Raw genomic sequence first — 23386 nt, 5'->3', positions numbered from 1 at the left:
GGGAAGAGCGCTACGCCTCGGTCTCGAGCTCGATGCTCACCGCGAGCGCGTCGCCCTCCGCGAAATCGAGCGCCGCAATCCGTCCCACTGCCGCGAGATCGTCGGCCGCGAGGCGCAGCGACGCGACGAGATCGGCCGGAGCCGTGACCATCGCCGAGCGGGCCGGTGTCTTCTGCGAGGCCTTCGCGTCGGTCTTCGCGCGGCGGATCGCCGTGAGCACCGAACTCGCGGCGGCCAGCACGGCGGGGTCGCCGCCCAGGCCCTCGACGGTCGGCCAGGGGCGCAGATGCACCGAGTCGTCGTGCGACCACGACCAGGTCTGCTCCGTCGCGAACGGCAGGAACGGTGCGAACAGGCGCTGCAGCACGTCGAGCGACCGGTGCAGGGCGGCCGCGGCGGACGCGCCGTCCTCGCTGTAGGCGCGCTCCTTCACCAGCTCCAGGTAGTCGTCACAGAACGTCCAGAAGAACGCCTCCGTCGTCTCGAGGGCGCGGGCATGGTCGTAGTTCTCCAGTGCCGTCGTCGCGTCGGCGATCACGGTGTCGAGGGTGGCGAGCATGCTGAGATCCAGCGGATCCGTGACCCCGGCGCCCTCGGCCTGCGGGAAGCCGTGGATGAACTTCGCCGCATTGAGGATCTTGATCGCCAGACGGCGGCCGATCTTGATCTGCGTCGGATTCTGCGGATCGAAGGCCGCGTCGGTGCCCAGCCGCGAGGAGGCGGCCCAGTAGCGCACCGCGTCCGAACCGTGCTGCTCCAGCATCGCGGCCGGAGTGACCACGTTCCCCTTCGACTTCGACATCTTCTTGCGGTCGGGGTCGACGATGAAGCCCGAGACCGTGGCGTTCCGCCAGGGTGCACGGCCGTCCTCGAGCTGGGAGCGCAGGAGGGTCGAGAAAAGCCAGGTGCGGATGATGTCCTGGCCCTGGGGCCGCAGATCGTAGGGGGCCACGAGCTGCCAGAGGTCGTCGTCGCGCTCCCAGCCGCCCGCGAGCTGCGGGGTCAGCGAGGAGGTCGCCCAAGTGTCCATCACGTCGAGCTCGCCCTGGAAGCCGCCCGCGACTCCGCGCTGGTCCTCGGAGTAGCCGGGGGCGGGGTCGCTGGACGGATCCACGGGCAGGGCCGCCTCCTCCGGGACGATCGGCGAGTCGAAGACAGGGTTGCCGTCGCCGTCGAGCGGATACCAGACCGGGATCGGTACGCCGAAGAAGCGCTGGCGCGAGATCAGCCAGTCGCCCGAGAGGCCGTTCACCCAGTTCTCGTAGCGGACACGCATGAACTCGGGGACGAAGCGCACCTCGCGGCCGAGCTCCAGCAGGCGCTCCTTGAGCGACGCGTCGCGAGCACCGTTGCTGATGTACCACTGGCGGGTCGAGACGATCTCGAGCGGCTTGTCGCCCTTCTCGAAGAACTTGACCTGGTGCGTGATCGGCCGGGAGTCGCCGATCATCTCCCCGGACTCCTTCAGCAGCGCCACGACAGCCTGCTTGGCCGAGAAGACGGTCTTGCCGGCGAGCTGCTGGTAGGCGGACCGACCGGTGTCGCTCGTGATCGCGGCAGGCGCCTCCGAGACGAGGCGGCCGTCGAAACCGATGATCGCGCGGTTGGGCAGGTCGAGTTCGCGCCACCAGACCACGTCGGTGATGTCGCCGAAGGTGCAGATCATCGCGATGCCCGAGCCCTTGTCCTTCTGCGCGAGGTGGTGCGCGAGCACTGGGACCTCCACGTCGAAGAGCGGCGTGCGGACGGTGGTGCCGAACAGCGCCTGGTAGCGCTCGTCGTCGGGATGGGCGACCAGGGCGACACAGGCGGGCAGCAGCTCCGGGCGGGTCGTTTCGATGACGACGTCCTCGCCGCCCTCGCGGTGGAAGCCCAGCCGGTGGTAGGCGCCGGGCTGGTCCTTGTCCTCGAGCTCGGCCTGCGCAACCGCGGTGCGGAAGGTGATGTCCCAGAGCGTCGGGGCCTGCGCCTGGTAGGCCTCGCCGCGGGCGAGAGTGCGCAGGAAGGCGCGCTGAGACGCGGCCTGCGACTCGTCGCCGATGGTGCGGTAGCTCTGCGACCAGTCCACCGAGAGCCCGAGCATCCGCCAGACGTCCTCGAACTGCTTCTCGTCCTCCACGGTGAGGCGCTCGCACAGCTCGATAAAATTGCGGCGCGAGATCGGCTTCTGAGCGGCCGCCTTGCTGCTCGCGGTGTCGCCGCCCTCGAACGGAGGCGTGAAGCCCGGCTCGTACGGGAGCGTCGGGTCGCAGCGCACTCCGTAGTAGTTCTGCACCCGGCGCTCGGTGGGCAGACCGTTGTCGTCCCAGCCCATCGGGTAGAAGACTTTCTTGCCGCGCATCCGCTGGAACCGAGCCACGACGTCGGTGTGCGTGTAGGAGAAGACGTGTCCGATGTGCAGCGAACCGGACGCGGTGGGCGGCGGTGTGTCGATCGAGTAGACGTCGTCCCGGGTGAGGCCGGTGCGGTCGAACCGGTAGGTCCCGTCGGTCTGCCAGCGCGGGCCCCAGTAGCCCTCTAATCCCTCGAGGGCGGGCTTCGCGGGGAGACGGTCGGCGAGGGTCATGATGCTCCGGTTCGCTGTGGGCGGCACCGTGTCGGTGGTGATGGTGCCTGGATGGGGGCTCCGGGGCGGGTCGCCCGTCGGCCGTGCCGATTCTAGCCGAGCGACGGGAGTGGGGTCAGCCGAGGACGGGCGCGAAACCGGCGCAGACAGGTGCGAGCGCCTCATCGAGGTACGGCACGAGCTCGCCGCGGGTCGGCCCGGCCGCGGCCCAGGCCTGCACCGCGGCGACCGCGGCTCCGATACTCGCGTAGGCGATGGCCCGGGCCAGGTGGGAGGGCAGCGGATGCGCGGTCCGCTCGTGCACGAAGCGCGCGATCACGGCCGCCTGGCGGGCGAGGCGAGAGAGGGCCGACGCCTGCAGCTCGTGCACGCTGCCGATCAGCTCCGACTGGGTGAGCACCCACGGCACGCTCGCCGGGCCGAAGCCGGAGCCGATGGCGAGGAGCGCGTCGCGGAGAGCAGCCATCACTCCGTCCTGGCAGCCGGCCTGAGCCAGGGCCTCGGGAAGCTCGGCCAGCCGGTCGTCGACCAGCACCCAGAACACGTCGCTCTTGGACTCGAAGTAGTTGAAGAACGTGTTGCGGGAGACTCCTGCGCGCTGGGCGATCTGCTCGATGGTCGTGCCCGCGTAGCTCCGCTCGACGAACAGGTCCAGGGCGGCGTCCTCGAGCATCGAGCGCGACGATGCGCGAGGCCGTCCGCGCTGCACTCCTGACACCATGACCTGCTCCTGCTCCACTTTCCCCGACGCGCTAGGATAGCGGCGGAAGACATCGACCCGGCCATCACCGGTGAGTCTCCGGAAGAACGGCGTCGGCTCCGGCCGGAGCCCAGTAGACCCGGACGGGTGCGGCCCGTAACAGCCGATCGAGTGGGAACGCGTCAGTGGACACTCCTCCGGGAGGGTCCGGCCGACCGGTCCAAGCGAGGTGGTACCGCGACCCGGCCCGGGGTCTGAGATCCGGGCGGGCCGTCCTCGTGCAGACCAGCAGCACTGCCAGGAGACCGCACGTGACCTACCCTCTGACCCCGCCCACCCCGCACGGAGCCGAGCCCGCCGAGGACTCCGCGTTCGGACGGGGGGTGACCCCGTCGCCGCGTTTCCCCGAGATCGAGGAGCGCGTCCTGGCCTACTGGAAGGCGGACGACACCTTCCAGGAGTCGATCCGCCAGCGTGAGGGCGCACCGGAATGGGTGTTCTACGACGGCCCCCCGTTCGCCAACGGCCTGCCGCACTACGGGCACCTGCTCACCGGCTACGCCAAGGACGTCTTCCCCCGCTTCGAGACGATGCGCGGGAAGCAGGTGCACCGCCGCTTCGGCTGGGACACGCACGGACTGCCCGCCGAGCTCGAGGCGGAGCGCCAGCTCGGCATCACCGATAAGTCGCAGATCGAGGAGATGGGCGTCGCGGCCTTCAACGCCGCCGCGAAGGAGTCGGTGCTGCGCTACACGGGGGAGTGGCAGGAGTACGTCACCCGCCAGGCGCGCTGGGTCGACTTCGATGACGACTACAAAACGCTGGATCCCTCCTTCATGGAGTCCGTGATCTGGGCGTTCAAGCAGCTGTACGACAAGGGCCTCGCCTACGAGGGCCACCGCGTGCTGCCGTACTGCTGGCGCGACCAGACTCCGCTCTCGAACCACGAGCTGCGGATGGACGACGACGTCTACGCGATGCGCCAGGACCAGACGGTCACCGTCACCTTCCCGCTGGTGGGCGAGACGGCGGAGGCGCTGCAGCTGACGGCGGTCCGCGCGCTCGCCTGGACGACGACGCCGTGGACACTGCCGACGAACCTCGCGCTCGCCGTGGGGCCGGACATCGAGTACGCCGTCGTTCCCGCCGGCCCGAACGGCGCTGCCGACGGCAAGGGTGAGCCGGAGGAGCGCGAGCTGTCGGCCGAGTACCTCCTCGCCATCGACCAGGTCGGCGCCTACGCGAAAGACCTCGGCTATCCCGATGCGGAGTCGGCCCTGGCCGCCGTCTCGCGCACGCACCGCGGCGCGGAGTTGGAGGGGATCAGCTACGACCGCCTCTGGGACCACTACGCCGACACCCGGGCCTGGGGCACGCAGAACGCGTGGCGCATCCTCGTCGCCGACTACGTGACCACCAGCGAGGGCACCGGCATCGTGCACCAGGCGCCCGCCTACGGCGAAGAGGACCAGAAGGTCTGTGAGGCGGCGGGCATCCCCGTCATCATCTCGGTGGACGACGGCGGCCGCTTTCTGCCGCAGATCAGCGAGGTCGCCGGCTTGCAGGTCTTCGACGCGAACAAGCCGCTCACGCAGCTGCTCCGTGCCGAGCACCGCCTGCTCCGCCAGGCGAGCTATGAGCACTCGTACCCGCATTGCTGGCGCTGCCGCAACCCGCTGATCTACAAGGCGGTCTCGAGCTGGTTCGTGCGCGTCACCGCGCTTCGCGACCGGATGGAAGAGCTCAACCAGGAGATCACCTGGGTGCCCGAGAACGTCAAGGACGGGCAATTCGGCAAGTGGCTGTCGGGGGCTCGCGACTGGTCGATCAGCCGCAATCGCTACTTCGGCTCACCGATCCCGGTCTGGAAGAGCGACGACCCCGAGTACCCGCGTATCGACGTCTACGGCTCCCTCGACGAGCTCGAGCGCGACTTCGGCGTGCGGCCAGAGGACCTGCACCGCCCGTACATCGACGACCTCACCCGCCCGAACCCCGACGACCCCACCGGCCGCTCGACGATGCGGCGCATCAGCGATGTGCTCGACGTCTGGTTCGACTCCGGATCGATGCCCTTCGCCCAGGTGCACTACCCGTTCGAGAACGCCGACTGGTTCGACACTCACAACCCGGCGGACTTCATCGTCGAGTACATCGGGCAGACCCGCGGCTGGTTCTACACGCTGCACGTGCTCTCCACCGCGCTCTTCGACCGACCGGCGTTCCGCAACGTGGTGAGCCACGGCATCGTGCTGGGCAATGACGGGCAGAAGATGTCGAAATCGCTGCGCAACTACCCCGACGTGGCGGAGGTCTTCGACCGAGACGGTTCGGACGCGATGCGCTGGTTCCTGATGTCGAGCCCGGTGCTGCGCGGCGGCAACCTCGTCGTCACCGAGGAGGGCATCCGCGAGGGCGTCCGCCAGGTGCTCCTGCCGCTGTGGAGCACCTGGTACTTCTTCTCCCTCTACGCCAACGCCTCGGCGGGAGGCGGCTACGAGGCGACCAGGCGCACCGACTCCGACGACGTGCTCGACCGCTACCTGCTGGCCAAGACTCGCGACCTCGTCGCGACCGTCACCGGCCACCTCGAGGCCCTCGACTCGACGCTCGCGGCCGCCGCACTGCGGGACTTCGCGGACGTCCTCACCAACTGGTACGTCCGGCGGTCCCGCGACCGCTTCTGGCGGGGAGTCGACGAGGAGGGACACGGGTCCGCGGCATTCGACACCCTCTTCACCGTCCTCGAGACCGTGTGCCGGGTGGCCGCGCCACTGCTCCCGCTCGTGAGCGAGCAGATCTGGCAGGGCCTCACCGGCGGCCGTAGCGTCCATCTGGCCGACTGGCCGGAGGCGGACGAGTTCCCCGCCGACGAGGTGCTCGTGCATGGGATGGACGCGGTGCGCGCGATCTCGTCGACCGCTCTCTCGCTGCGCAAGCAGGCCGGGCTCCGCGTCCGCCTACCGCTCGCGCGCCTGAGCGTCGTGATCGCGGACGCCGAGGAGCTCGCGCCCTTCGAGGCAATCCTCCGTGACGAGTTGAACGTGAAAGAGGTGTCGCTGGTGCCGCTCGTCGGCTCCAGCGCGGCCGACTACGGAGTCACCTCTCGGCTCGCGGTGAATGCGCGCGCCGCCGGTCCGCGCCTCGGCAAGGGCGTGCAGAGCGTGATCAGGGCCGCGAAGGCCGGCGATTGGAGCGAGACGGACGGCGTCGTCACCGCCGGTGGCGTCGAGCTGGTCCAGGGCGAGTACGAGCTCACGCTCGAGGTCGGCGGCTCGGCCGGCGATGATCGCGCCATCGCCCTGCTCCCGCGCGGCGGCTTCGTGCTGCTCGACACCGCGACCACGCCCGAGCTCGAGGCGGAGGGGCTCGCGCGCGACCTCATCCGCGCGGTGCAGGACGCCCGCAAGGCGGCCGGCCTCGAGGTCAGCGACCGGATCGTGTTGGACGTCGTGCTCGACGAGCCGAGCCTGCGGGCGCTCGAACCGCACGCGCTGTGGATCGCGGAGGAGACGCTCGCGACCGGCTGCGCGTTCACTCCGCTCACCACGGCGCTGGAGGGCGGCGAGGGCGCGATCGCGTTCGGCCCCGCCGGCACCGCCATCATCCGCGTCGAGAAGGTCGAGGCCGCCGATGTCTGATCCGCTCGAGACCGACGACGGCGATCGCGCAGCCGCCGACGCCGTCTACGCGGCGCTCCTCGAGCGCCTGGGCGAGGCGAGCATCCGGCCGCGCCTCGCGCCGACCCGCCGCGCCGTCGAGATCCTCGGTGACCCGCAACGGGCCTACCCGGTCATCCAGATCGCGGGCACCAACGGCAAGACCTCGACCAGCCGGATGATCGAGAGCCTCCTGCGCGCCCACGGGCTGCGGGTGGGGCTGTTCACCAGTCCGCACCTCGAGCGCTTCAACGAGCGGATCGTGATCGACGGCGAGCCGATCTCTGACCGCCGGCTCGCCGACAACTGGCAGGACGTCGAGCCGTACCTGCGGATGACCGATGCCGAGCTCGCCGAGCAGGGCGAGGCGCCGCTGTCGTTCTTCGAGGCGATCACCGTCCTGGCCTACGCCGCCTTCGCCGACACCCCGGTGGACGTCGCCGTGGTCGAGGTGGGCATGGGCGGCGAGTGGGATTCGACGACCGTCGCCGACGCGCAGGTCGCCGTCTTCACGCCGATAGCCCTCGACCACATGGAGCGCCTCGGCTCGAGCATAGAGGAGATCGCACGGACGAAGTCGGGCATCGTGAAGCCGCTGGCGTCCGTGGTCTCGGCGAAGCAGGTCCCGGAGGCGGAGGCGGTGCTGCGGCAGGCGGCCGAGGCCACCGAATCCTCGATCGTCGTCGAGGGGGCGGATTTCGACGTCGACTCGACGACCGTCGCGGTCGGCGGGCAGGTCGTCACCGTTCGCGGACTGGTCAGCACCTACGAGCAGCTCCTGCTGCCGATCTTCGGCGACCACCAGGCCGAGAACGCGGCCGTCGCCGTCGCCGCCGTCGAGACCTTCCTCGGCGGCGGCACACAAGAACTCACCGGCGACGTCCTCGACGAGGGCTTCGCCGCCGCGACCTCTCCGGGCCGCCTCCAGCTCGTCGGCCTCGCACCGCGCACGATCGTGGACGCCGCTCACAATCCGCATGGCGCGGCATCGCTCGCCGCCGCGCTCGGCCGCTACTTCGACTTCGACCGCGTCACCGCCGTCCTCGGCGTCCTCGCCGAGAAGGACGCCGAGGGGATCCTCCGGGAGCTGCGACCGGTCGTGGACGAGCTGATCGTGACGACCGCACCGAGTGGGCGCGCGATGCCCGCCGACCAGCTCGCGGCCCTGGCCCGGACGGTGTTCCCGGAGGAGGCGGTCCGCGTCGCGGACGATCCGTTGGGCGCGCTCACCGCCGGTCGCGTCCTCGCGGCGCGCACCGAGAAGGGCGCGCTCCTGGTCACCGGCTCGATCACTCTCGTCGGTCGCACAATCACCGCCGCGCGCGACGAGAACTGGCTCGGCTCGTGAGGGCCGGTCGGCCCCGCCGCACCCGGACGGTCCGCGAGAGCCTCGGCTCGATCATCCTCGGCTTCGAGGCGGTCATCGTCTTCCTCGCCACGCTCGTCGCCTTCGGGCTGAAGGCCGCCGATCCCGTCGTCGTGCTGGTCGGCGGAGCGGTGGTCTGCCTCGCTCTCGTCGCGACGCTGGGTCTGCTGAACCGCCCGGTCGGCTTCCGCATCGGCTGGCTGCTGCAGTTCGTTATCGTGGCCTCGGGCCTACTGGTCCCGATCATGTACGTCATCGGCGCCGCGTTCGTGGCGCTGTGGACCTACTGCATGGTCACCGGCACCCGCCTAGACGCTCAGACCCGACACGACATCGAGACGGGGAGGGCGGCGGAGCCCACCGACCCCATCGACCCCACCGAAGGAGACCGCTGAATCATGGCCACCCAGGAGACTCTCGTCCTCGTCAAGCCCGACGGCGTCGCCCGCAACCTCACTGGCGAGATCCTGCGCCGCATCGAGGCGAAGGGATACTCCCTCGTCGACGTGAAGCTCGTCGAGGCAGACCGTGCGCTGCTCGCCGCGCACTACGCCGAGCACGAGGGCAAGCCGTTCTACGAGCCCCTCGTCGAGTTCATGGAGAGCGGACCGATCGTCGCCCTCCGCATCGCCGGTGACCGCGTCATCGAAGGGTTCCGCGCTCTCGCCGGCACCACCGACCCGACCACCGCTGCGCCCGGCACCATCCGCGGTGATCTCGGCCGCGACTGGGGACTGAAGGTGCAGCAGAACCTCGTGCACGGCTCCGACTCCGAGGAGTCGGCCGCGCGCGAGCTCGGCCTCTGGTTCGCCTGACCTCAGGTGTGCTCCACCCGCGGTGTGCTCGATCCGATCGACCGCCTGCCTCTGACGGGAGTCGTCAGAGGTAGGCGAGCACGTCGAGGCGCACCTGCGCGATCACCGCGATCAGCAGGTAGCAGATCAGCGTGATGAACCCGCTCCAGCCGTAGGCGGCGCCGGCGACTCGGCGCACTCCGGCCGGCACCGGGTACACGCCCTCGCGGAGATTCCGGAGCGTCACCAGCCAGAAGCCGGGGATGACGACCGCCCAGGTGAGCATGCACCAGGGGCAGAGCGTCCCGAGCGCGAAGATGCTCGTCGCGACGAGCCAGCCGACGAACACGAGGGCCAGCAGGAACCCGAGGTTGAAGAACGCCCAGAACCAGCGATCGAACCGGGCGCCCGCAAGCAGACCGGCGCCCACCACGATCGGCGCAATCCACGTTGCGAGGCCGATGAGCGGGTTCGGGAAGCCGAAGACCGCCCCCTGCGCCGAGGTCAGGTTCGCGCTGCACTGCACCAGCAGGCTGAAGTCGCAGCCCAGGCTTGCACCGGGGTCCGTGAGCGCCGCGAACTTGTCAAGGGTGAGAGCGAAGGCGGCGGTCCAGCCGATCACGCCCAGGACGATCAGCAGGACGGCGAAGGTGACGGGGCGCTGCTGGGAGGGGGCGTCGCGCACCCCGAGATCGCTGGACACCGGGGGATTATGACACGCGTCGGACCAGCGCCTCTGGGAATGCGTGCGATAATCGGAGCCGTCGGTCCGGGAGATCCCGCATCGACGCGAAGAAGGTTTACCGGGCGAGTACCGGGCCACAGGAGATCGCCAGCGTTCCGCGAATGGACGCGCCGGATCTCCGCTCCGCCGGGAGACGACCGCAGGTCGCACCGCGGGGGAGCGCGTGTCGGATAGTCAGTTCCGAGAGTGCAGCTGCAACCGGAGTCACGCGCCACGAGAGCGACGGGACCGGGGGAGCGGAAGGATTCGCGTCGGGCTGAGGCCCCTCGCACGAGAGAAGCATCCGGGAAGACGACGCGGCGGACGACCCGGCCGAGGAGTGCACCAGGAATGGTGGAAGACAACAGTACGAGCGGATCCGATCCGGACCGCGACGAGCCCCGCAGCGGGGCCAGGAAGATCAGCCGCCTCTTCGGTGGCCGCCGGGCCACCCGGCGGACCGAGTCGAGCGCGCCAGTGACAGGGGAGACGATCATCGACAGCAACGAGACCGACCGGACCGCGATCGCGGGCGTCGGGCAGCCCGAATCGGGCAGTGCCGACCAGCCCGACACCGGAAGTGCCGACCAGCCCGACGCCGGAGGCGGGGTTGCCGCCGAGACCGGGAGTGCCGACCAGGACGGCAGCGCCGTTCAGGCGGGCGAGCCGTCAACGTCGACGGGCGCGGTGTTCGCTGATGCCCCGGCTCAGACCGCGGCGGCCGATCAGGAGGAGCCACGACGTCCCGCCCTGCCGAGTCCGTCGCTCCTGTTCCAGGCGCCGGTCCTCCCCGACTACGTCGAACTGGCCCCGCTGCCGCCCCGCGGTGCACCGCTGGGCGTTGAGGAGGAGCGCGAGCGTCCCTCCGAGGAGCAGGGCTCCGTTCGCCGCCGCTCGCGCCGTCGCAGCGGCGAAAGTGAGCGCTCGGGGTCCAATGACCCGGAGAACACCGTGGTCCGGGTCCGCCAGCCGCGCGAGCAGCGCGAGACGCGCGAGCCCGAACTCATCACCGAGCCTCAGCGGATCAAGGGCTCCACTCGCCTCGAGGCGAAGAAGCAGCGCCGCCGCGATGGCCGCGACGCCGGCCGCCGGCGCACGGTGGTCACCGAGTCCGAGTTCCTCGCCCGCCGCGAGGCCGTGGACCGTGTCATGGTGGTCCGCTCGAAGGAGGACAGCATCCGCATCGGCGTGCTGGAGGACGGTGTGCTCGCCGAGCACTACGTCGCCCGCTCGCAGGAGGCGTCGCTGATCGGCAACGTCTACCTCGGTCGCGTGCAGAATGTCCTGCCCAGCATGGAGGCCGCCTTCGTCGACATCGGACGTGGTCGCAACGCCGTGCTCTACTCCGGCGAGGTCGACTGGGACGCCGCGAACAACGCCGGTGGCCCGCGTCGCATCGAGCTGGCGCTCAAGCCCGGCGACCGCGTCCTCGTGCAGGTCTCGAAGGACCCCGTCGGCCACAAGGGCGCCCGGCTCACGAGCCAGATCTCCCTCCCCGGCCGCTACCTCGTCTACGTGCCCAACGGCTCGATGAACGGCATCTCGCGCAAGCTGCCCGACACGGAGCGCGCGCGCCTCAAGAAGATCCTGAAGGAGGTGCTCCCCGAGAACGTGGGCGTCATCGTGCGCACCGCCGCCGAGGGCGCCACGGAGGAGCAGCTGACCGTCGACGTCGAGCGCTTGACCGCGCAGTGGACCGCCCTCAGCACAAAGGCCGCAACCGGGCAGGCTCCCGCCCTCCTGCACAGCGAGCCCGACCTCCTGATCAAGATCGTCCGCGACGTCTTCAACGAGGACTTCGAGAAGATGGTGATCGCCGGCGAGGACGCCCGCGAGACCATCGAGCTCTACCTCAGCCAGGTCGCCCCCGACCTGCTCGAGCGTGTCGAGATCTATACCGGCGAGAAGGACGCGTTCGACGAGTTCCGGATCACCGAGCAGATCGAGAAGGCGCTGGAGCGCAAGGTCTGGTTGCCCAGCGGCGGCTCGCTCGTGATCGACCGCACCGAGGCGATGACGGTGGTGGACGTGAACACCGGCAAGTTCGTCGGCTCGGGCGGCAACCTCGAGGAGACCGTCACCAAGAACAACCTGGAGGCGGCCGAGGAGATCGTCCGTCAGCTGCGCCTGCGCGACATCGGCGGCATCATCGTCGTCGACTTCATCGACATGGTGCTCGAGTCCAACCGCGACCTCGTGCTCCGCCGTCTGGTCGAGTGCCTCAGCCGCGATCGCACCAAGCACCAGGTGGCCGAGGTCACCTCGCTCGGCCTTGTCCAGATGACCCGCAAGAAGTTGGGCCTGGGCCTGCTCGAGACCTTCAGCGAGAACTGCGAGGTCTGTGCCGGACGGGGCGTCATCGTCCATCACGACCCGGTCCTCAAGCACCGCTCCACCGCCGCTCCGCAGCAGGAGCAGCGCCGCCGCGGCAAGGGTGGCGAGCAGCAGCCCGCCGCCTCGGGCCGCTCGAACGGCGCGCAGAACGGCCAGGGCGCCTCGGCGACCAAGGCTGTGAGCACCCACGCCATCACCGACGACGCGAAGAACGCGCTCGCGCAGATCGCCGCGAGCACCATCCAGCCCCAGGCCGTGCGCCAGGCGGCGGAGGTGGCCGCGACACTTGTCGAGGACGCCACGGACGCGGTCGCGGCGGAGGCACCCGAGGAGATCACCGAGATCGCGCAGGAGCAGCCGACCGAGTCCAGTCGTCGCGGCGAGCGTCCCGCCCGGGGTGAGCGCCGCCGTCGCAGCCGCGATCGCGAGCCGCGCCCGGAGGTCGCCGAGGCGCCCGAGGCGCCGATCGAGGTCCCCGTCGAGGAGGAGGCCGCGCCGGCCGCTGCCGCGCCGATCCTCGATATCCCGATCGCTCCGCTCACGCCCCCGCGCCGGGTCCGCAGCGAGGTGGCCGAGCACCTGCTCGACTCCGTACTCGATGCGCTGCCTGCCCCGAAGCAGCCCGGTCAGGGCCGCGCCAGGAGCCGACGCGTCACCACGGCGGCCCTCACCGGAGTCGTGGTCATCCCCGAGCAGACCCCGCGCCGCGCCGACCAGTAGCGCGACGTGGCATCAGGAGGGCTCGGTAGTCGGCGACAGCCGACGCCGGGCCCTTTCGGCGTCCCGGTCGCGCCCACGGACGCGGAGCCCGCTCTCGCGCAGCCGCTCGACCAGCTCCCGCGCGCTGACCGTCACCGCTCCGGCGGCGACGAACTCGTCGATCCGCTCCTCGGGCACGTCGTAGTGATCCAGATCGAAGCCGCGCTCGGACACGCCGAGGCGGCGCGCGAAGTCGTGCAGCTCCTCCAGGGAGGCGTCGCTGACCAGGTGCGCCCAAAGCCGACCGTGGGCCGGCCAGCGCGCGGTATCCACGAGGATGGCCATTCCCCCATCGTAGGCGGCGCGCCGTCCGTTCATCCGTGTCGCGCTCGACTATCGTGACGGGGTCGCCGGTCGGGCGGACGCGGCTCCAGGGCTGTGCGCGTTTGACCGTGGAGCACGGATCCCGTACTCTTGACCGTTGGTGTGGCGCGCTCCATGTGCTCACGCAGATTTCCGTTGTCGCTCGGCCCCTCGCGGGGCGCGGGCCGCGGTGCCGGTTCCCTCGTGTCGTGAGGAGACGGGTACGAACCGGAAGACCGGGGCTCAGCCCCGTCCCTACAAGCCCCGGACGAGGCCTCCGCTCCGTCCAGATGAGAAACAGGTACGAGAAGTGGTTTACGCAGTTGTGCGCGCCGGCGGTCGGCAGGAGAAGGTCGAGGTCGGCACCATCGTGACGATGGACCGGGTCAAGGCCGACAAGAACGGCACCGTGCAGCTTCCTGCCGTGCTGCTCGTCGACGGCGAGTCGATCACCTCGGACGCGGCGACCCTCGCGGGCGTCACCGTCACCGCCGAGGTGCTCGAGGACCTCCGCGGTCCGAAGATCATCATCCAGAAGTTCAAGAACAAGACCGGTTACAAGAAGCGCCAGGGGCACCGTCAGGACCTCACGCGCGTCAAGGTCACCGGCATCAAGTAGTCCTGCACAAGAATTGAGCTGACCTGCCGGGCGAGCCATCGCTCAGCGGGGGATCAGCACGGGGCTGCGGCCCCCGGTCTCGAGGAGATGAGAAATGGCACACAAGAAGGGCGCGAGTTCCACTCGCAACGGTCGCGACTCGAACGCGCAGCGTCTCGGCGTCAAGCGCTTCGGCGGCCAGGTCGTGAACGCGGGCGAGATCATCGTCCGCCAGCGCGGCACGCACTTCCACCCCGGCGCGAATGTCGGACGCGGTGGCGACGACACTCTGTTCGCCCTCTCGGCGGGTGCTGTCGAGTTCGGCAGCAAGGGTGGCCGCAAGGTCGTCAACATCGTGGCGGCCGCCCAGTAGGGTCGACCTCCTCGGCCGCACAGGCACAGGACGCAAGGGGCGGGCTTCGGCTCGCCCCTTGCGCGTTTCTCGGGGCGCAGCCCCTCGGCGTCGGCATCTCGGCGCCCCTCGCACTCACGGACGGATTCACATCATGGTCACCTTCGTCGACAACGTCACGCTGCATCTGCGTGCCGGCCACGGCGGCAATGGCTGCGTCTCCGTCCGCCGCGAGAAGTTCAAACCGCTCGCCGGGCCCGACGGCGGCAACGGCGGTCACGGCGGCGACATCGTCCTCGTCGCCGACCCGCAGACGACGACACTGCTCGCCTACCACCGCCATCCGCACCGCAGCTCCGACAACGGCGGCCCCGGCATGGGCGACCACCGCGCAGGGGGCAACGGCGAGCTCCTGGAACTGCCCGTCCCGGTCGGCACAGTCGTGAAGTCGTCCGCCGGCGACGAGCTGATCGACATGGACGAGCCGGGCGTGCGGTTCGTCATCGCTCCGGGCGGGCAGGGCGGGCTCGGCAACGCGTCGCTGGCGACCACCAAGCGCAAGGCCCCCGGCTTCGCGCTGCTGGGAACGCCGGGTTGGGAGGGCGATGTCGTCCTTGAGCTGAAGACCGTCGCCGATGTGGCGCTGGTCGGATTCCCGTCGGCGGGCAAGTCGAGCCTGGTCGCGGCCATCTCGGCGGCCAAGCCCAAGATCGCCGACTACCCCTTCACTACCCTCGCCCCGAATCTCGGCGTGGTTCAGGCGGGGGAGTCGCGATTCACCGTCGCGGACGTCCCCGGATTGATCGAGGGTGCGAGCGAGGGCAAGGGCCTAGGCCTGGAGTTCCTGCGCCACGTCGAGCGTTGCACCGCGCTCGTCCACGTGCTCGACTGCGCCACGCTCGAGCCCGGCCGCGACCCGCTGACGGACCTCGACATCATCCTGGGCGAGCTCGCGGCGTACCCCGTCGGCGACGGACAGGTTCCCCTGATCGAGCGCCCGCAGTTGATCGCCCTCAACAAGGTCGACGTTCCCGAGGCCCACGAACTGGCCGACTTCGTCCGGGCCGACCTCGAGAGCCGCGGCTACCGCGTGTTCGAGATCTCGGCGGTCAGCCACTCCGGGCTCCGTCAGCTCACCTTCGCCCTCGCTGAGATCGTCGAGAAGCACCGCCTGGAGCTTGCCGCCGTGCCGCGGGCCGAGCGGATCACGATCCGACCCCGCGCCGTGGACGAGAAAGACTTCGAGATCAAGGTCGAGGGCGGCTCGTACGGCAACGTCTACCGCGTGCTCGGCACGAAGCCCGTGCGCTGGGTCGCCCAGACCGACTTCACGAACGACGAGGCGGTCGGCTTCCTCGCCGACCGTCTGGCCAAGCTCGGAGTCGAGAACGGCCTGTTCACGGCGGGTGCGGTCGCCGGCTCCACGGTCGTCATCGGCCCAGGCGACGGCGTCGTCTTCGACTGGGAGCCCACCCTCACCTCGACGGCCGAGCTCATCACAGCGCCCCGTGGCACCGATGTCCGCCTGGACGAGAACCGGCGCAAGACCCGCAACGAGCGCCGCGAGGACTACTTCGAGCGGATGGACGCCAAGGCCCAGGCCCGGGCCGAACTCGAACGCGAGCGGCAGGGCGGCGTCTGGCGCGTCGCCGATGAGGACGACGGCACGGAGCACAACGAGCAGAGCTGACCCTGCCCTCGGGGTCGTCTGCGCCTACACTGGCCGGATGCCGCAGACGACCCCCGCCAGCAGTGCGCTGACCGAGCGGTTCGCCGCCTCCCGTGCAGCATCGCGCTCCCTCCGCAGCGCGACGACCGACCTCAAGAACCGGGCGCTGCTTGCTCTGGCCGACGCGCTGCGCGCCAGCGCCGAACGAGTCGCGCCGGCGAACGAGCTCGACCTCCAGCGCGGTCGGGAGAGCGGGATGAGCGCGGGACTGCAGGACCGCCTCCGCCTCGACGCCGCGCGCCTGGGCTCTCTCGCCGACGCCGTCGTCGCGGTCGCCGGGCTCACCGATCCGGTCGGGCAGACGGTGCGGGGAGCGAACCTGCCCAACGGAGCCTCGCTGACGCAGGTGCGCGTGCCCTTCGGAGTGGTCGGAGCGATCTACGAGGCCCGGCCCAACGTCACCATCGACATCGCCGCGCTCGCGCTCAAGAGCGGCAACGCCGTTGTCCTGCGCGGGGGCACCGCCGCCGAGAACACGAACCGCGTCCTGGTCGAGCTGCTTCAGGAGGCGGTCGCCTCGGTGGGGCTTCCGGCCGAGCTGATCCAGAGCGTCGATGACCACGGCCGTGAAGGCGCAAAGGCGCTGATGCGCGCGCGGGGCTTTGTCGACGTGCTGGTGCCGAGGGGGAGCGCGGGGCTGATCGAATCCGTGGTGACGGAGTCGACGGTCCCCGTGATCGAGACGGGCGCCGGAGTGGTCCACGTCTTCCTCGATGCCAGCGCCGATGAGCAGTGGGCCCTCGACATCGTGCACAACGCGAAGGTCCAGCGCCCGAGCACCTGCAATGCCCTCGAGACCCTCCTCGTGCACCAGGACGCGGCGGAGCGCCTGCTGCCGCCGGTGCTCGGACGCCTCGCTGAGGCGGGCGTGACTGTGCACGGGGACGAGCGCGTCGTGGCTCTCTGGCCGGATGCCGTTCCGGCCACCGAGGAGGACTGGTCGGCCGAGTACTATTCGCTCGACCTCGCGGTCGCTGTGGTCGACGACCTCGATGCGGCGATGGCCCACATCGACCGCTACTCGACGCACCACACCGAGTCGATCGTGACCGAAGACCTCCGCAGCGCCGAGCGCTTCCTCGCTGAGGTCGACTCGGCCGTCGTGATGGTCAACGCGTCGACCCGCTTCACCGACGGCGGAGAGTTCGGCTTCGGCGCCGAGGTCGGCATCTCGACCCAGAAGCTCCACGCGCGGGGCCCGATGGGCCTGGCCGAGCTGACCAGCACGAAGTGGTTGTTGCGCGGCTCCGGTCAGATTCGCCCCTGACCGACGCGGACGATTCGGCGCCCCGCGGCGTCCGGGTAGACTCGACGAAGCCCCGCCGGGGCGACCACGACCTCCAAGGAGCACTGCATGTCCCTCGCGACGACCGTCCTCGCCGAAGCAGCGGCCCATGCGGAGCTGCCGTTCCCCCCGATCGTCTTCGGGCTGATCGCCGCCGTCGCCTTCACGGCGCTCGGCTTCGTCACCTGGAGCTACCGCGATGTCGCGAACCGCCACTCGCACAAGACGGGTGCGGGCTCGAACGACCAGCACGGTCACGGTCACTAGGCGGGGAGCCCAGCGATCGTGACGTCCGCCGCGAGCGGAGGCCCGCGGCGTCCCCGTATCGGCGTGATGGGCGGCACCTTCGACCCGATCCACCACGGCCACCTGGTCGCCGCGTCCGAGGTGGCCCAATCGTTCGACTTGGACGAGGTCGTCTTCGTCCCCACCGGTCAGCCGTGGCACAAGAAGACAGTCACCTCGGCGGAGCACCGCTACCTGATGACGGTCATCGCCACCGCATCGAACCCGAGCTTCACGGTCAGCCGCGTCGACGTCGATCGGGTCGGGACGACCTATACGATCGATACCCTGCGCGATATCCACACCGCGCATCCGGACGCCGAGCTCTTCTTCATCACCGGCGCGGACGCGGTCGCGCAGATCCTCAGCTGGAAGGATTACGACGAGTTGTGGGAGCTGGCTCACTTCGTCGCCGTCAGCCGACCGGGGCACGTCCTCAACGTTTCGGGATTGCCGGCCCAGGACGTATCCTTGTTGGAGATTCCGGCACTAGCGATTTCCTCGACGGACTGTCGGAGCCGCGTGAACCGGGGTCATCCGGTCTGGTACCTGGTTCCCGACGGTGTCGTCCAGTACATCTCGAAGCACCACCTGTATCGGAGTACGTCATGACAGTTCAGCCCGAGGAGAAGCCGCTCACCCGGCGCGAGATCCGCGAGCGCGAGAGGCGCGAGGCCGGCGCGGCCCCTGCTGCCGTCGCTGCGACGACCTCTCGTCGAGCTGCCACGGCCTCCGTCACCACCGCCGGCGACATGCCTGTGCTCACTCCGACTCAGGCCCTGAGGATCACACCCGTCGACCCGGGCCCGGCGAGCGAACCCGACCTGCGTACCTCCTCGACGGAGATCGTCGCCACCGAGAATGCGACCGGCCGGCCGCTGACCCGTCGCGAGCTGCGCGCCCTGCTGGCGCAGCAGCAGGCCGCGAAGGTTGCGGCGACGCCGGAGGCCGAGCCGTCAGCTCTCGCCGGTCGGGAGCGGTCCAGCGAGGTCGAGGGCGCGCTCGAGCGCGCGTCGGCGCTTCCGCCGACGGGCGCAGTGGCCGTGGTCGAGGCCGCCGACGAGTCGCGCGACGCCGAGCCGGTCCCCGAAATCGAGGACGCCGCCACGGAGGGGGGCGTGCCCGAGGCCGCCGAGACGGCTGCGCCGCTCGAGGAGTCGGAGGCGTCCGAGGATGCCGCGCCTCCTTCGACCGAGTCCGATGACCCCGCGCCCGAGGAGCCGACGGCGACCAGCGGGCTCGAGGAGTCGGCCGGTGCGTCGTCCTCGTCCGACACGCCGGAGGAGCAGGACGGGCCGGCGCCTGCGGAGGAGCCGGAGCCTGCGGGTCAGACCGTGGATGAACCCGCGCCAGAGCCCGAGCAGCCGCATCTCAACACCGCCCTGTTCGCCTCTGTCGGCGGCTCGCTCGACATCGTCGACGAGAAGGCGACCGAGATCACCGGCAGCTTCGAACCGCCGATCGAGCACCTCGCCATCACCGAGGAGTTGGACAGCAAGTCGAAGGAGGAGGTGGACGCCTCGTTCGACTCCCTCATTGCGAGCGGAGTCGCCGCCACCGGCGCCGTCACGACGACCAACGCGCTGATCCTGCCGACCACCGGCCCCGCCACCTCCATCGGAACCGACTCAGGCGAGATCCTCGTCACCGGATCGTTCGACCTCCCGCGAAGCCTCGGCTCCACGGGGCAGCACCCGAACCTCTACGACTCGCCCGACGTCGACCGCTACGTCGACCGCATCGACCGCGAGCAGCCCGCTGGCGAGTCCGAGCCGGTCCGTGCCTCCAGCGCCGTGTCGACTCACGCCGCGGGAACCTCCATGATCGCGCCGCAGAAACGCGCCGGCATCAGCGTCCCGGTAGTTCTCGCGATCACCGCCGCCGTCCTCCTGGTCGCCTCGATCGCGCTGTTCATCGGTGGCTTCGTGCTCAACATCTTCTGACCTCCACCACCAACACTGAAGGCTTCATGACTGCTACCGACTCCGCCCGCGCCCTGCTCCAGCTCGCGGCCACCGCCGCCGACTCCAAGGGCGGAGAGGACCTCGTCGCCCTCGATGTCTCGGGACCGCTGCCGCTCGTCGACATCTTCCTCCTCGCCACCGGCCGCTCCGAGCGAAACGTGGTCGCCATTGCGAACGAGGTGGAGGATCGCCTGAACGAGTCCGGTGCCAAGCTCCTGCGTCGCGAGGGCCGTGCGGAGGGGCGGTGGATCCTGCTCGACTTCGGAGACCTGGTCGTGCACGTCTTCCACGAAGAGGACCGGATGTACTACTCGCTGGAGCGCCTGTGGAAGGACTGCCCGACGGTGCCGTTCACGATCGATCGGACGGCCGCCGTCGAGGCGACGACGCCCTCGACCTGACGAACACGCCCGGCGACAGCGGTCGATTTCCCTTCGCGCCGTTCATGTTGTAATTTATTCGAGTTGCTTCCGCCGGGCGGAAAAGGCAGCAAAAACGGTCGATCACGATCCTCGATCGAGTAGAAATCGTACGGCGTACGGGTCCGTGGCGCAGCTGGTAGCGCACCTGCATGGCATGCAGGGGGTCAGGGGTTCGAATCCCCTCGGATCCACCGAACAGGTCCGCACTCCTCCGGGAGTGCGGACCTTCGTCGTATCCGGGGCGACCCGCTCGGTTGGGCTCCGTTCGGATCCCTCCCCGTCAGGTCACCCCGTCAGGTCACCCCGTCGGGCAGGCTCGTCATGCTGCGCCGTTAGGCCGCCCGCGGTCCCACCGGCTCCACGTGGGCACCGCAGCCGGTCAGGAACGTTGAGAGTTCCCCCCAGGCGTTGTCCGCGATGGTGGTGTGGGGACGCCGCGCGAGGTCGGCCAGTGCATCCGTCAGCTCCTCCGCGCCGGTGACGATTCGGGTCCGCGCCGAGCCGGCGCCCTGCCATGCGGGAGCGTAGGTCGTGACGTCCGGGTGGCTGTAGAGGACCGCGGTATCGAACCACGGAGTCGGCAGTCCCTGCTCGGCGAGGTGGTCCTTCAAGCGGGCAGCCTGTGTCCGGACGTGCAGGGCGGGGACCCGGTGCTCGAGGTGCGTCCTGACCGTCCACTGCGCCGCGGTGTCCGGAGCGATCTGGACGGCGAATGCATCGGGCAGCGCGTCCTCGTCCATGAGCACGCCGTAGGACGGGTGCACGGTACCGGGCCGAACGCCGTCGAAGACCACCCCCTGCCAGTACTTGGCCTCGATGATGATCGCTCCGTGCCGGGTCAGCAGGAGGTGATCGATCTGGGCGAGGAAGCGCCGCGTCGTTCGGGCATCAGCCGGCACGAAGACGACATTAGTAGCGAGCAGGCCGGACAAACCCGCCGCCAGGCAGGCCTCGCGGATCAACCGGTGCGAGACGGCCTCTCCCTTCCAGGTCTTCGCGAGTGCTCTCCGACTCTGCTCGGCCTCCTCACGCACCGTCTGGAGCTCGACCCGCCTCTCCTCGAGCTCCGCCTCGTGCGTGCGGGACACAGCGTCGAGATGATCCCGGTGGCCCTGCTGGAGCTGCGCGGAGGAGCGCTCGTTCTCCTCCGCGGCTCTGCGCGCGTCGACCGCCGCCGCCGCACGCCGCCTTCGTCCGAGCAGAATCGTGATCACGAGGGTCAGGGTCAGCACGGCCGTTACGGCCCAGGGCAGTGTCTCGTTCATGCCGCCAGGCAATCACGGACCACCGACCACGCGCCCGTGGCGCTCGATAACGCGCCGACCCGGCGGATCGGCCCGGCGGCATCCTCGCCACCTTCACGCGGGCCGTGCGGGTGACGCCCTCCACGCCGTCGAGACCGAGCACCGCGCTGGGCGCCCCTACCCTGGACACATGTCCACTCTGCGCGACGTCCACGCCGTCATCGATCGTCTCTGGCCCGAGGCGGCTGCCGAGAGCTGGGACGCTCCCGGACTGGTGACGGGTGACCCCGCCGCCTCCGTCGAACGCATTCTGCTGACCGTCGATGTCGTCTCGGACACCGTCGCCGAAGCGGTCGACGGCGGCTTCCAGCTGCTGATCGCGCACCACCCGCTGCTGTTGCGCGGAGTCACCTCGATTGCGGAGGACGGCTACAAGGGGCGCCTGCTCGCCGAGCTGATCCGCAGCGGCTGCGCCCTCGTGTCGGCCCACACGAACGCCGACATCGTGACCGACGGCGTCTCGGATGTCATCGCAACGCGGCTCGGCCTGACCGGCGCCACACCGCTGATCCCCGGCTCCGACCCCTCCGTCGGGCTGGGGCGTGTCGGCGACCTGCCGGAGGAGGTCACCCTCGGCCGTCTCGCCGCGGCGGTCGCCGACCTCCTGCCCGCCACGGCCGGGGGAGTGCGGGTCGCGGGCGGCTACGAGAGCCCGGTGCGCCGCGTCTCGCTCTGCGCAGGAGCGGGGGACTCGCTCCTGGACGCCCCCGCGGTCCGCACGAGCGACGTCTTCATCACCGCCGACCTCCGGCACCACCCGGCCTCGGAGGCCCGTGAGAAGGCTCTGCACGGGACAGGCCCCGCGCTCATCGACGTCTCGCACTGGGCGAGTGAGTGGCTGTGGCTCGACGTCGCCGCGGCCGCTCTGCGCGAGGCCCTCCCCACGGTAACCGTCGAGGTGAGCGAGACCCGTACCGACCCGTGGGATTTCGCGATCGTGCACTGAGCTGCCGCGGGCACGGGAGAATGGACGCGGCGCGCCCACCCTGCGTGCCGGGAACGAGGACCGCCACGTGAAAGCCAGCCCCGCACACCAGCGCGAACTCCTGACTCTGGCGAGTCTGGACACGAGGGGCGCACAGCTGCGCCACGCGCTCGCGACGCTTCCGCAGATCGCGCGGATCCAGGCGATGCAGGCCCGTGACAACGAGACCCGTCGCGGCCTCGCCGAGCGCACCGGGCGCCTCGAAGATGTGCGCACCGAACTCGGCCGCATCGAGTCTGACGTCAGCGTCGTCGAGAAGCGCCTCACGCGCGACCGGGACCGCCTGCAGACCGCATCTGCCGCGAAGGACATCGCCGCGCTCGAGAGCGAGATCTCCTCCTTGGTGAAACGCCGGGGCGACCTGGAGGACATCGAGCTGACGCTGATGGAGCGCATCGAGGGCATCGAAGCCGAGGTCGCCGCCGCTCGAACCGAGCGCGACGAGGTCGTCGCCTCGCTCACCACTCTCGCCGAGGAGCGCGACGCGCAGGCCGAGAAGCTCCGCGACAAGCAGGAGGCGCTGGCCCGCGACCGCGCCGATCTCGTCACGACACTCCCGGAGGATCTCGTCGAGCTCTACGACAAGCAGCGCGCCCGCTATGGCGTCGGAGCGGCACTGCTGCGCGGCAAGGTGTCCGAGGGCAGCGGAGTCGCGCTCACCGAGTCGGATCTGTCCTGGATCCGCGCTTCTGCACCGGACGAGGTCGTCCTCTGCCCCGATAGCGGCTGCATCCTGGTGCGCGGCGAAGAGTCGACGCTCGCCTGAGCCGTACACTGGACGGGCGAACGGGTCGGCAAGACGGTCGCGTCACCGCGGCGAGAGCCCGGTGCCGAGGAACGTCCGGGCTCCGCAGAGCAGGGCGGTGGGTAACACCCACCCGGGGCGACCCGCGAGACAGTGCCACAGAGAACAGACCGCCGCAGGCTTCGGTCGGCGGTAAGGGTGAAACGGTGGTGTAAGAGACCACCAGGGGCCGGAGTGATCCGGTCCGCTCGGTAAACCTCGCCCGGAGCAAGGTCAGACAGAGGACGATGCGGCTGCTCGTCGGGTCCTCGGGTAGACCGCTGGAGGGTCACGGCAACGTGGCTCCGAGAGAGATGGCCGTCCAGCGCCCGCCGAGAGGCGCGGCGTGAACAGAACCCGGCGTATCAGCCGACCCCTTCGCCATGAGATGCCCCGCCCCGGCGGGGCATCTCATGCCCGTGCCGCCTTCCGCGTACGGCGGTCTCGAAACGCCGCCGGGTACTCCGACCAGC

20 protein-coding genes, 1 tRNA gene and 1 other RNA gene are annotated in these 23386 nt (G+C 70.1%); 17 read left to right on the top strand and 5 right to left on the bottom strand.

Translation table 11 applies throughout. The features are described from left to right. Window positions 1-10: 10 nt before the first annotated feature. On the bottom strand, window positions 11-2566 hold the full coding sequence (valS, locus tag A6122_RS07310; RefSeq protein WP_068253275.1) for a valine--tRNA ligase: 2556 nt from the start codon (window positions 2564-2566) through the stop codon (window positions 11-13). Between the two features lie 115 nt (window positions 2567-2681). Continuing rightward, the gene (locus A6122_RS07305) at window positions 2682-3239 is read right to left on the bottom strand and encodes a TetR/AcrR family transcriptional regulator (protein WP_237358257.1); all 558 of its coding nucleotides are present in this window, start codon (window positions 3237-3239) and stop codon (window positions 2682-2684) included. A 338-nt stretch (window positions 3240-3577) separates the two neighbouring features. Between A6122_RS07305 and ileS the strand changes: the two genes are divergently transcribed. From ileS to ndk, 4 genes are read left to right on the top strand one after another with little or no spacing between them, the layout of a single operon-like run. Next, complete coding sequence (ileS, locus tag A6122_RS07300; protein ID WP_084415876.1) at window positions 3578-6907, top strand: isoleucine--tRNA ligase; 3330 nt, start codon at window positions 3578-3580, stop codon at window positions 6905-6907. Further along, window positions 6900-8273: a bifunctional folylpolyglutamate synthase/dihydrofolate synthase gene (locus tag A6122_RS07295; protein ID WP_068253273.1), complete on the top strand. Its 1374-nt coding sequence runs from the start codon at window positions 6900-6902 to the stop codon at window positions 8271-8273. Before ileS ends, A6122_RS07295 begins: the two co-directional genes overlap by 8 nt. Next, window positions 8270-8686 carry a DUF4233 domain-containing protein gene (locus A6122_RS07290; protein ID WP_237358256.1) on the top strand — a complete coding sequence of 139 codons (417 nt, stop codon included), beginning with the start codon at window positions 8270-8272 and terminating at the stop codon, window positions 8684-8686. The genes A6122_RS07295 and A6122_RS07290 overlap by 4 nt, the downstream gene beginning before the upstream one ends. A gap of 3 nt (window positions 8687-8689) precedes the next feature. Beyond that, the gene (ndk, locus tag A6122_RS07285; protein ID WP_068253271.1) at window positions 8690-9106 is read left to right on the top strand and encodes a nucleoside-diphosphate kinase; all 417 of its coding nucleotides are present in this window, start codon (window positions 8690-8692) and stop codon (window positions 9104-9106) included. Between the two features lie 64 nt (window positions 9107-9170). Here the strand turns inward: ndk and A6122_RS07280 are convergent, their stop codons facing one another. Beyond that, window positions 9171-9788 (bottom strand): vitamin K epoxide reductase family protein, encoded by a 618-nt coding sequence (locus A6122_RS07280; protein WP_237358255.1) that lies wholly within the window; start codon window positions 9786-9788, stop codon window positions 9171-9173. Window positions 9789-10160: 372 nt separating this feature from the next. Between A6122_RS07280 and A6122_RS07275 the strand changes: the two genes are divergently transcribed. Then, complete coding sequence (locus A6122_RS07275; protein WP_068253267.1) at window positions 10161-12863, top strand: Rne/Rng family ribonuclease; 2703 nt, start codon at window positions 10161-10163, stop codon at window positions 12861-12863. A gap of 12 nt (window positions 12864-12875) precedes the next feature. Here A6122_RS07275 and A6122_RS07270 read toward each other — a convergent pair whose 3' ends face one another. Further along, window positions 12876-13187 (bottom strand): DUF4031 domain-containing protein, encoded by a 312-nt coding sequence (locus A6122_RS07270; RefSeq protein ID WP_068253264.1) that lies wholly within the window; start codon window positions 13185-13187, stop codon window positions 12876-12878. A gap of 328 nt (window positions 13188-13515) precedes the next feature. On the opposite strand from A6122_RS07270, the gene rplU reads away from it, so the two are divergent. The 9 genes from rplU (at window position 13516) to A6122_RS07225 (ending at window position 20031) form a co-directional block, all read left to right on the top strand. Then, window positions 13516-13824 carry a 50S ribosomal protein L21 gene (gene rplU, locus A6122_RS07265; RefSeq protein WP_068209104.1) on the top strand — a complete coding sequence of 103 codons (309 nt, stop codon included), beginning with the start codon at window positions 13516-13518 and terminating at the stop codon, window positions 13822-13824. A 94-nt stretch (window positions 13825-13918) separates the two neighbouring features. Further along, window positions 13919-14176 (top strand): 50S ribosomal protein L27, encoded by a 258-nt coding sequence (rpmA, locus tag A6122_RS07260; RefSeq protein WP_068209107.1) that lies wholly within the window; start codon window positions 13919-13921, stop codon window positions 14174-14176. 133 nt (window positions 14177-14309) lie between these two features. Beyond that, on the top strand, window positions 14310-15845 hold the full coding sequence (obgE, locus tag A6122_RS07255) for a GTPase ObgE (RefSeq protein WP_068253261.1): 1536 nt from the start codon (window positions 14310-14312) through the stop codon (window positions 15843-15845). Window positions 15846-15882: 37 nt separating this feature from the next. Continuing rightward, window positions 15883-17151 carry a glutamate-5-semialdehyde dehydrogenase gene (locus A6122_RS07250; RefSeq protein WP_068253259.1) on the top strand — a complete coding sequence of 423 codons (1269 nt, stop codon included), beginning with the start codon at window positions 15883-15885 and terminating at the stop codon, window positions 17149-17151. An 87-nt stretch (window positions 17152-17238) separates the two neighbouring features. Further along, window positions 17239-17436 (top strand): hypothetical protein, encoded by a 198-nt coding sequence (locus A6122_RS07245; protein ID WP_068253257.1) that lies wholly within the window; start codon window positions 17239-17241, stop codon window positions 17434-17436. 18 nt (window positions 17437-17454) lie between these two features. After that, window positions 17455-18066 (top strand): nicotinate-nucleotide adenylyltransferase, encoded by a 612-nt coding sequence (gene nadD / locus A6122_RS07240; protein ID WP_084415875.1) that lies wholly within the window; start codon window positions 17455-17457, stop codon window positions 18064-18066. Beyond that, window positions 18063-19397 carry a hypothetical protein gene (locus tag A6122_RS07235; RefSeq protein WP_068253253.1) on the top strand — a complete coding sequence of 445 codons (1335 nt, stop codon included), beginning with the start codon at window positions 18063-18065 and terminating at the stop codon, window positions 19395-19397. Before nadD ends, A6122_RS07235 begins: the two co-directional genes overlap by 4 nt. A 26-nt stretch (window positions 19398-19423) precedes the next feature. Further along, complete coding sequence (rsfS, locus tag A6122_RS07230) at window positions 19424-19819, top strand: ribosome silencing factor (RefSeq protein ID WP_068253252.1); 396 nt, start codon at window positions 19424-19426, stop codon at window positions 19817-19819. Window positions 19820-19958: 139 nt separating this feature from the next. After that, a tRNA-Ala gene (locus tag A6122_RS07225) sits at window positions 19959-20031 on the top strand. Between the two features lie 141 nt (window positions 20032-20172). Here A6122_RS07225 and A6122_RS07220 read toward each other — a convergent pair. After that, on the bottom strand, window positions 20173-21105 hold the full coding sequence (locus A6122_RS07220) for a nuclease-related domain-containing protein (protein ID WP_084415874.1): 933 nt from the start codon (window positions 21103-21105) through the stop codon (window positions 20173-20175). 169 nt (window positions 21106-21274) lie between these two features. Here A6122_RS07220 and A6122_RS07215 point away from each other — a divergent pair, with 169 nt between their 5' ends. From A6122_RS07215 to rnpB, 3 genes are all read left to right on the top strand, one after another. Next, window positions 21275-22090, top strand: coding sequence for a Nif3-like dinuclear metal center hexameric protein (locus A6122_RS07215; RefSeq protein WP_068253248.1), 816 nt, complete (start codon window positions 21275-21277; stop codon window positions 22088-22090). 67 nt (window positions 22091-22157) lie between these two features. After that, complete coding sequence (locus A6122_RS07210; protein WP_068253246.1) at window positions 22158-22895, top strand: zinc ribbon domain-containing protein; 738 nt, start codon at window positions 22158-22160, stop codon at window positions 22893-22895. 21 nt (window positions 22896-22916) lie between these two features. Beyond that, window positions 22917-23294, top strand: an RNA gene (gene rnpB / locus A6122_RS07205) — RNase P RNA component class A. Window positions 23295-23386 lie beyond the last annotated feature (92 nt).

It is taken from the genome of Rathayibacter tritici (assembly GCF_001641005.1).
In the GTDB taxonomy this organism is placed as follows: Bacteria; Actinomycetota; Actinomycetes; order Actinomycetales; family Microbacteriaceae; genus Rathayibacter; species Rathayibacter tritici.
Note: the sequence above shows the minus strand (reverse complement) of the source record. Positions and strands in the feature narration are given on the sequence as shown.

Coding starts and splice junctions, on each gene's coding strand:
- A6122_RS07305 (WP_237358257.1), bottom strand. CDS start 3,239: ATGCTCGAGGACGCCGCCCTGGACCTGTTCGTCGAGCGGAGCTACGCG.
- ndk (WP_068253271.1), top strand. CDS start 8,690: ATGGCCACCCAGGAGACTCTCGTCCTCGTCAAGCCCGACGGCGTCGCC.
- rpmA (WP_068209107.1), top strand. CDS start 13,919: ATGGCACACAAGAAGGGCGCGAGTTCCACTCGCAACGGTCGCGACTCG.
- A6122_RS07215 (WP_068253248.1), top strand. CDS start 21,275: ATGTCCACTCTGCGCGACGTCCACGCCGTCATCGATCGTCTCTGGCCC.
- A6122_RS07235 (WP_068253253.1), top strand. CDS start 18,063: ATGACAGTTCAGCCCGAGGAGAAGCCGCTCACCCGGCGCGAGATCCGC.
- A6122_RS07270 (WP_068253264.1), bottom strand. CDS start 13,187: ATGGCCATCCTCGTGGATACCGCGCGCTGGCCGGCCCACGGTCGGCTT.
- valS (WP_068253275.1), bottom strand. CDS start 2,566: ATGACCCTCGCCGACCGTCTCCCCGCGAAGCCCGCCCTCGAGGGATTA.
- obgE (WP_068253261.1), top strand. CDS start 14,310: ATGGTCACCTTCGTCGACAACGTCACGCTGCATCTGCGTGCCGGCCAC.
- rsfS (WP_068253252.1), top strand. CDS start 19,424: ATGACTGCTACCGACTCCGCCCGCGCCCTGCTCCAGCTCGCGGCCACC.
- A6122_RS07250 (WP_068253259.1), top strand. CDS start 15,883: ATGCCGCAGACGACCCCCGCCAGCAGTGCGCTGACCGAGCGGTTCGCC.
- A6122_RS07295 (WP_068253273.1), top strand. CDS start 6,900: ATGTCTGATCCGCTCGAGACCGACGACGGCGATCGCGCAGCCGCCGAC.
- A6122_RS07245 (WP_068253257.1), top strand. CDS start 17,239: ATGTCCCTCGCGACGACCGTCCTCGCCGAAGCAGCGGCCCATGCGGAG.
- A6122_RS07220 (WP_084415874.1), bottom strand. CDS start 21,105: ATGAACGAGACACTGCCCTGGGCCGTAACGGCCGTGCTGACCCTGACC.
- A6122_RS07275 (WP_068253267.1), top strand. CDS start 10,161: ATGGTGGAAGACAACAGTACGAGCGGATCCGATCCGGACCGCGACGAG.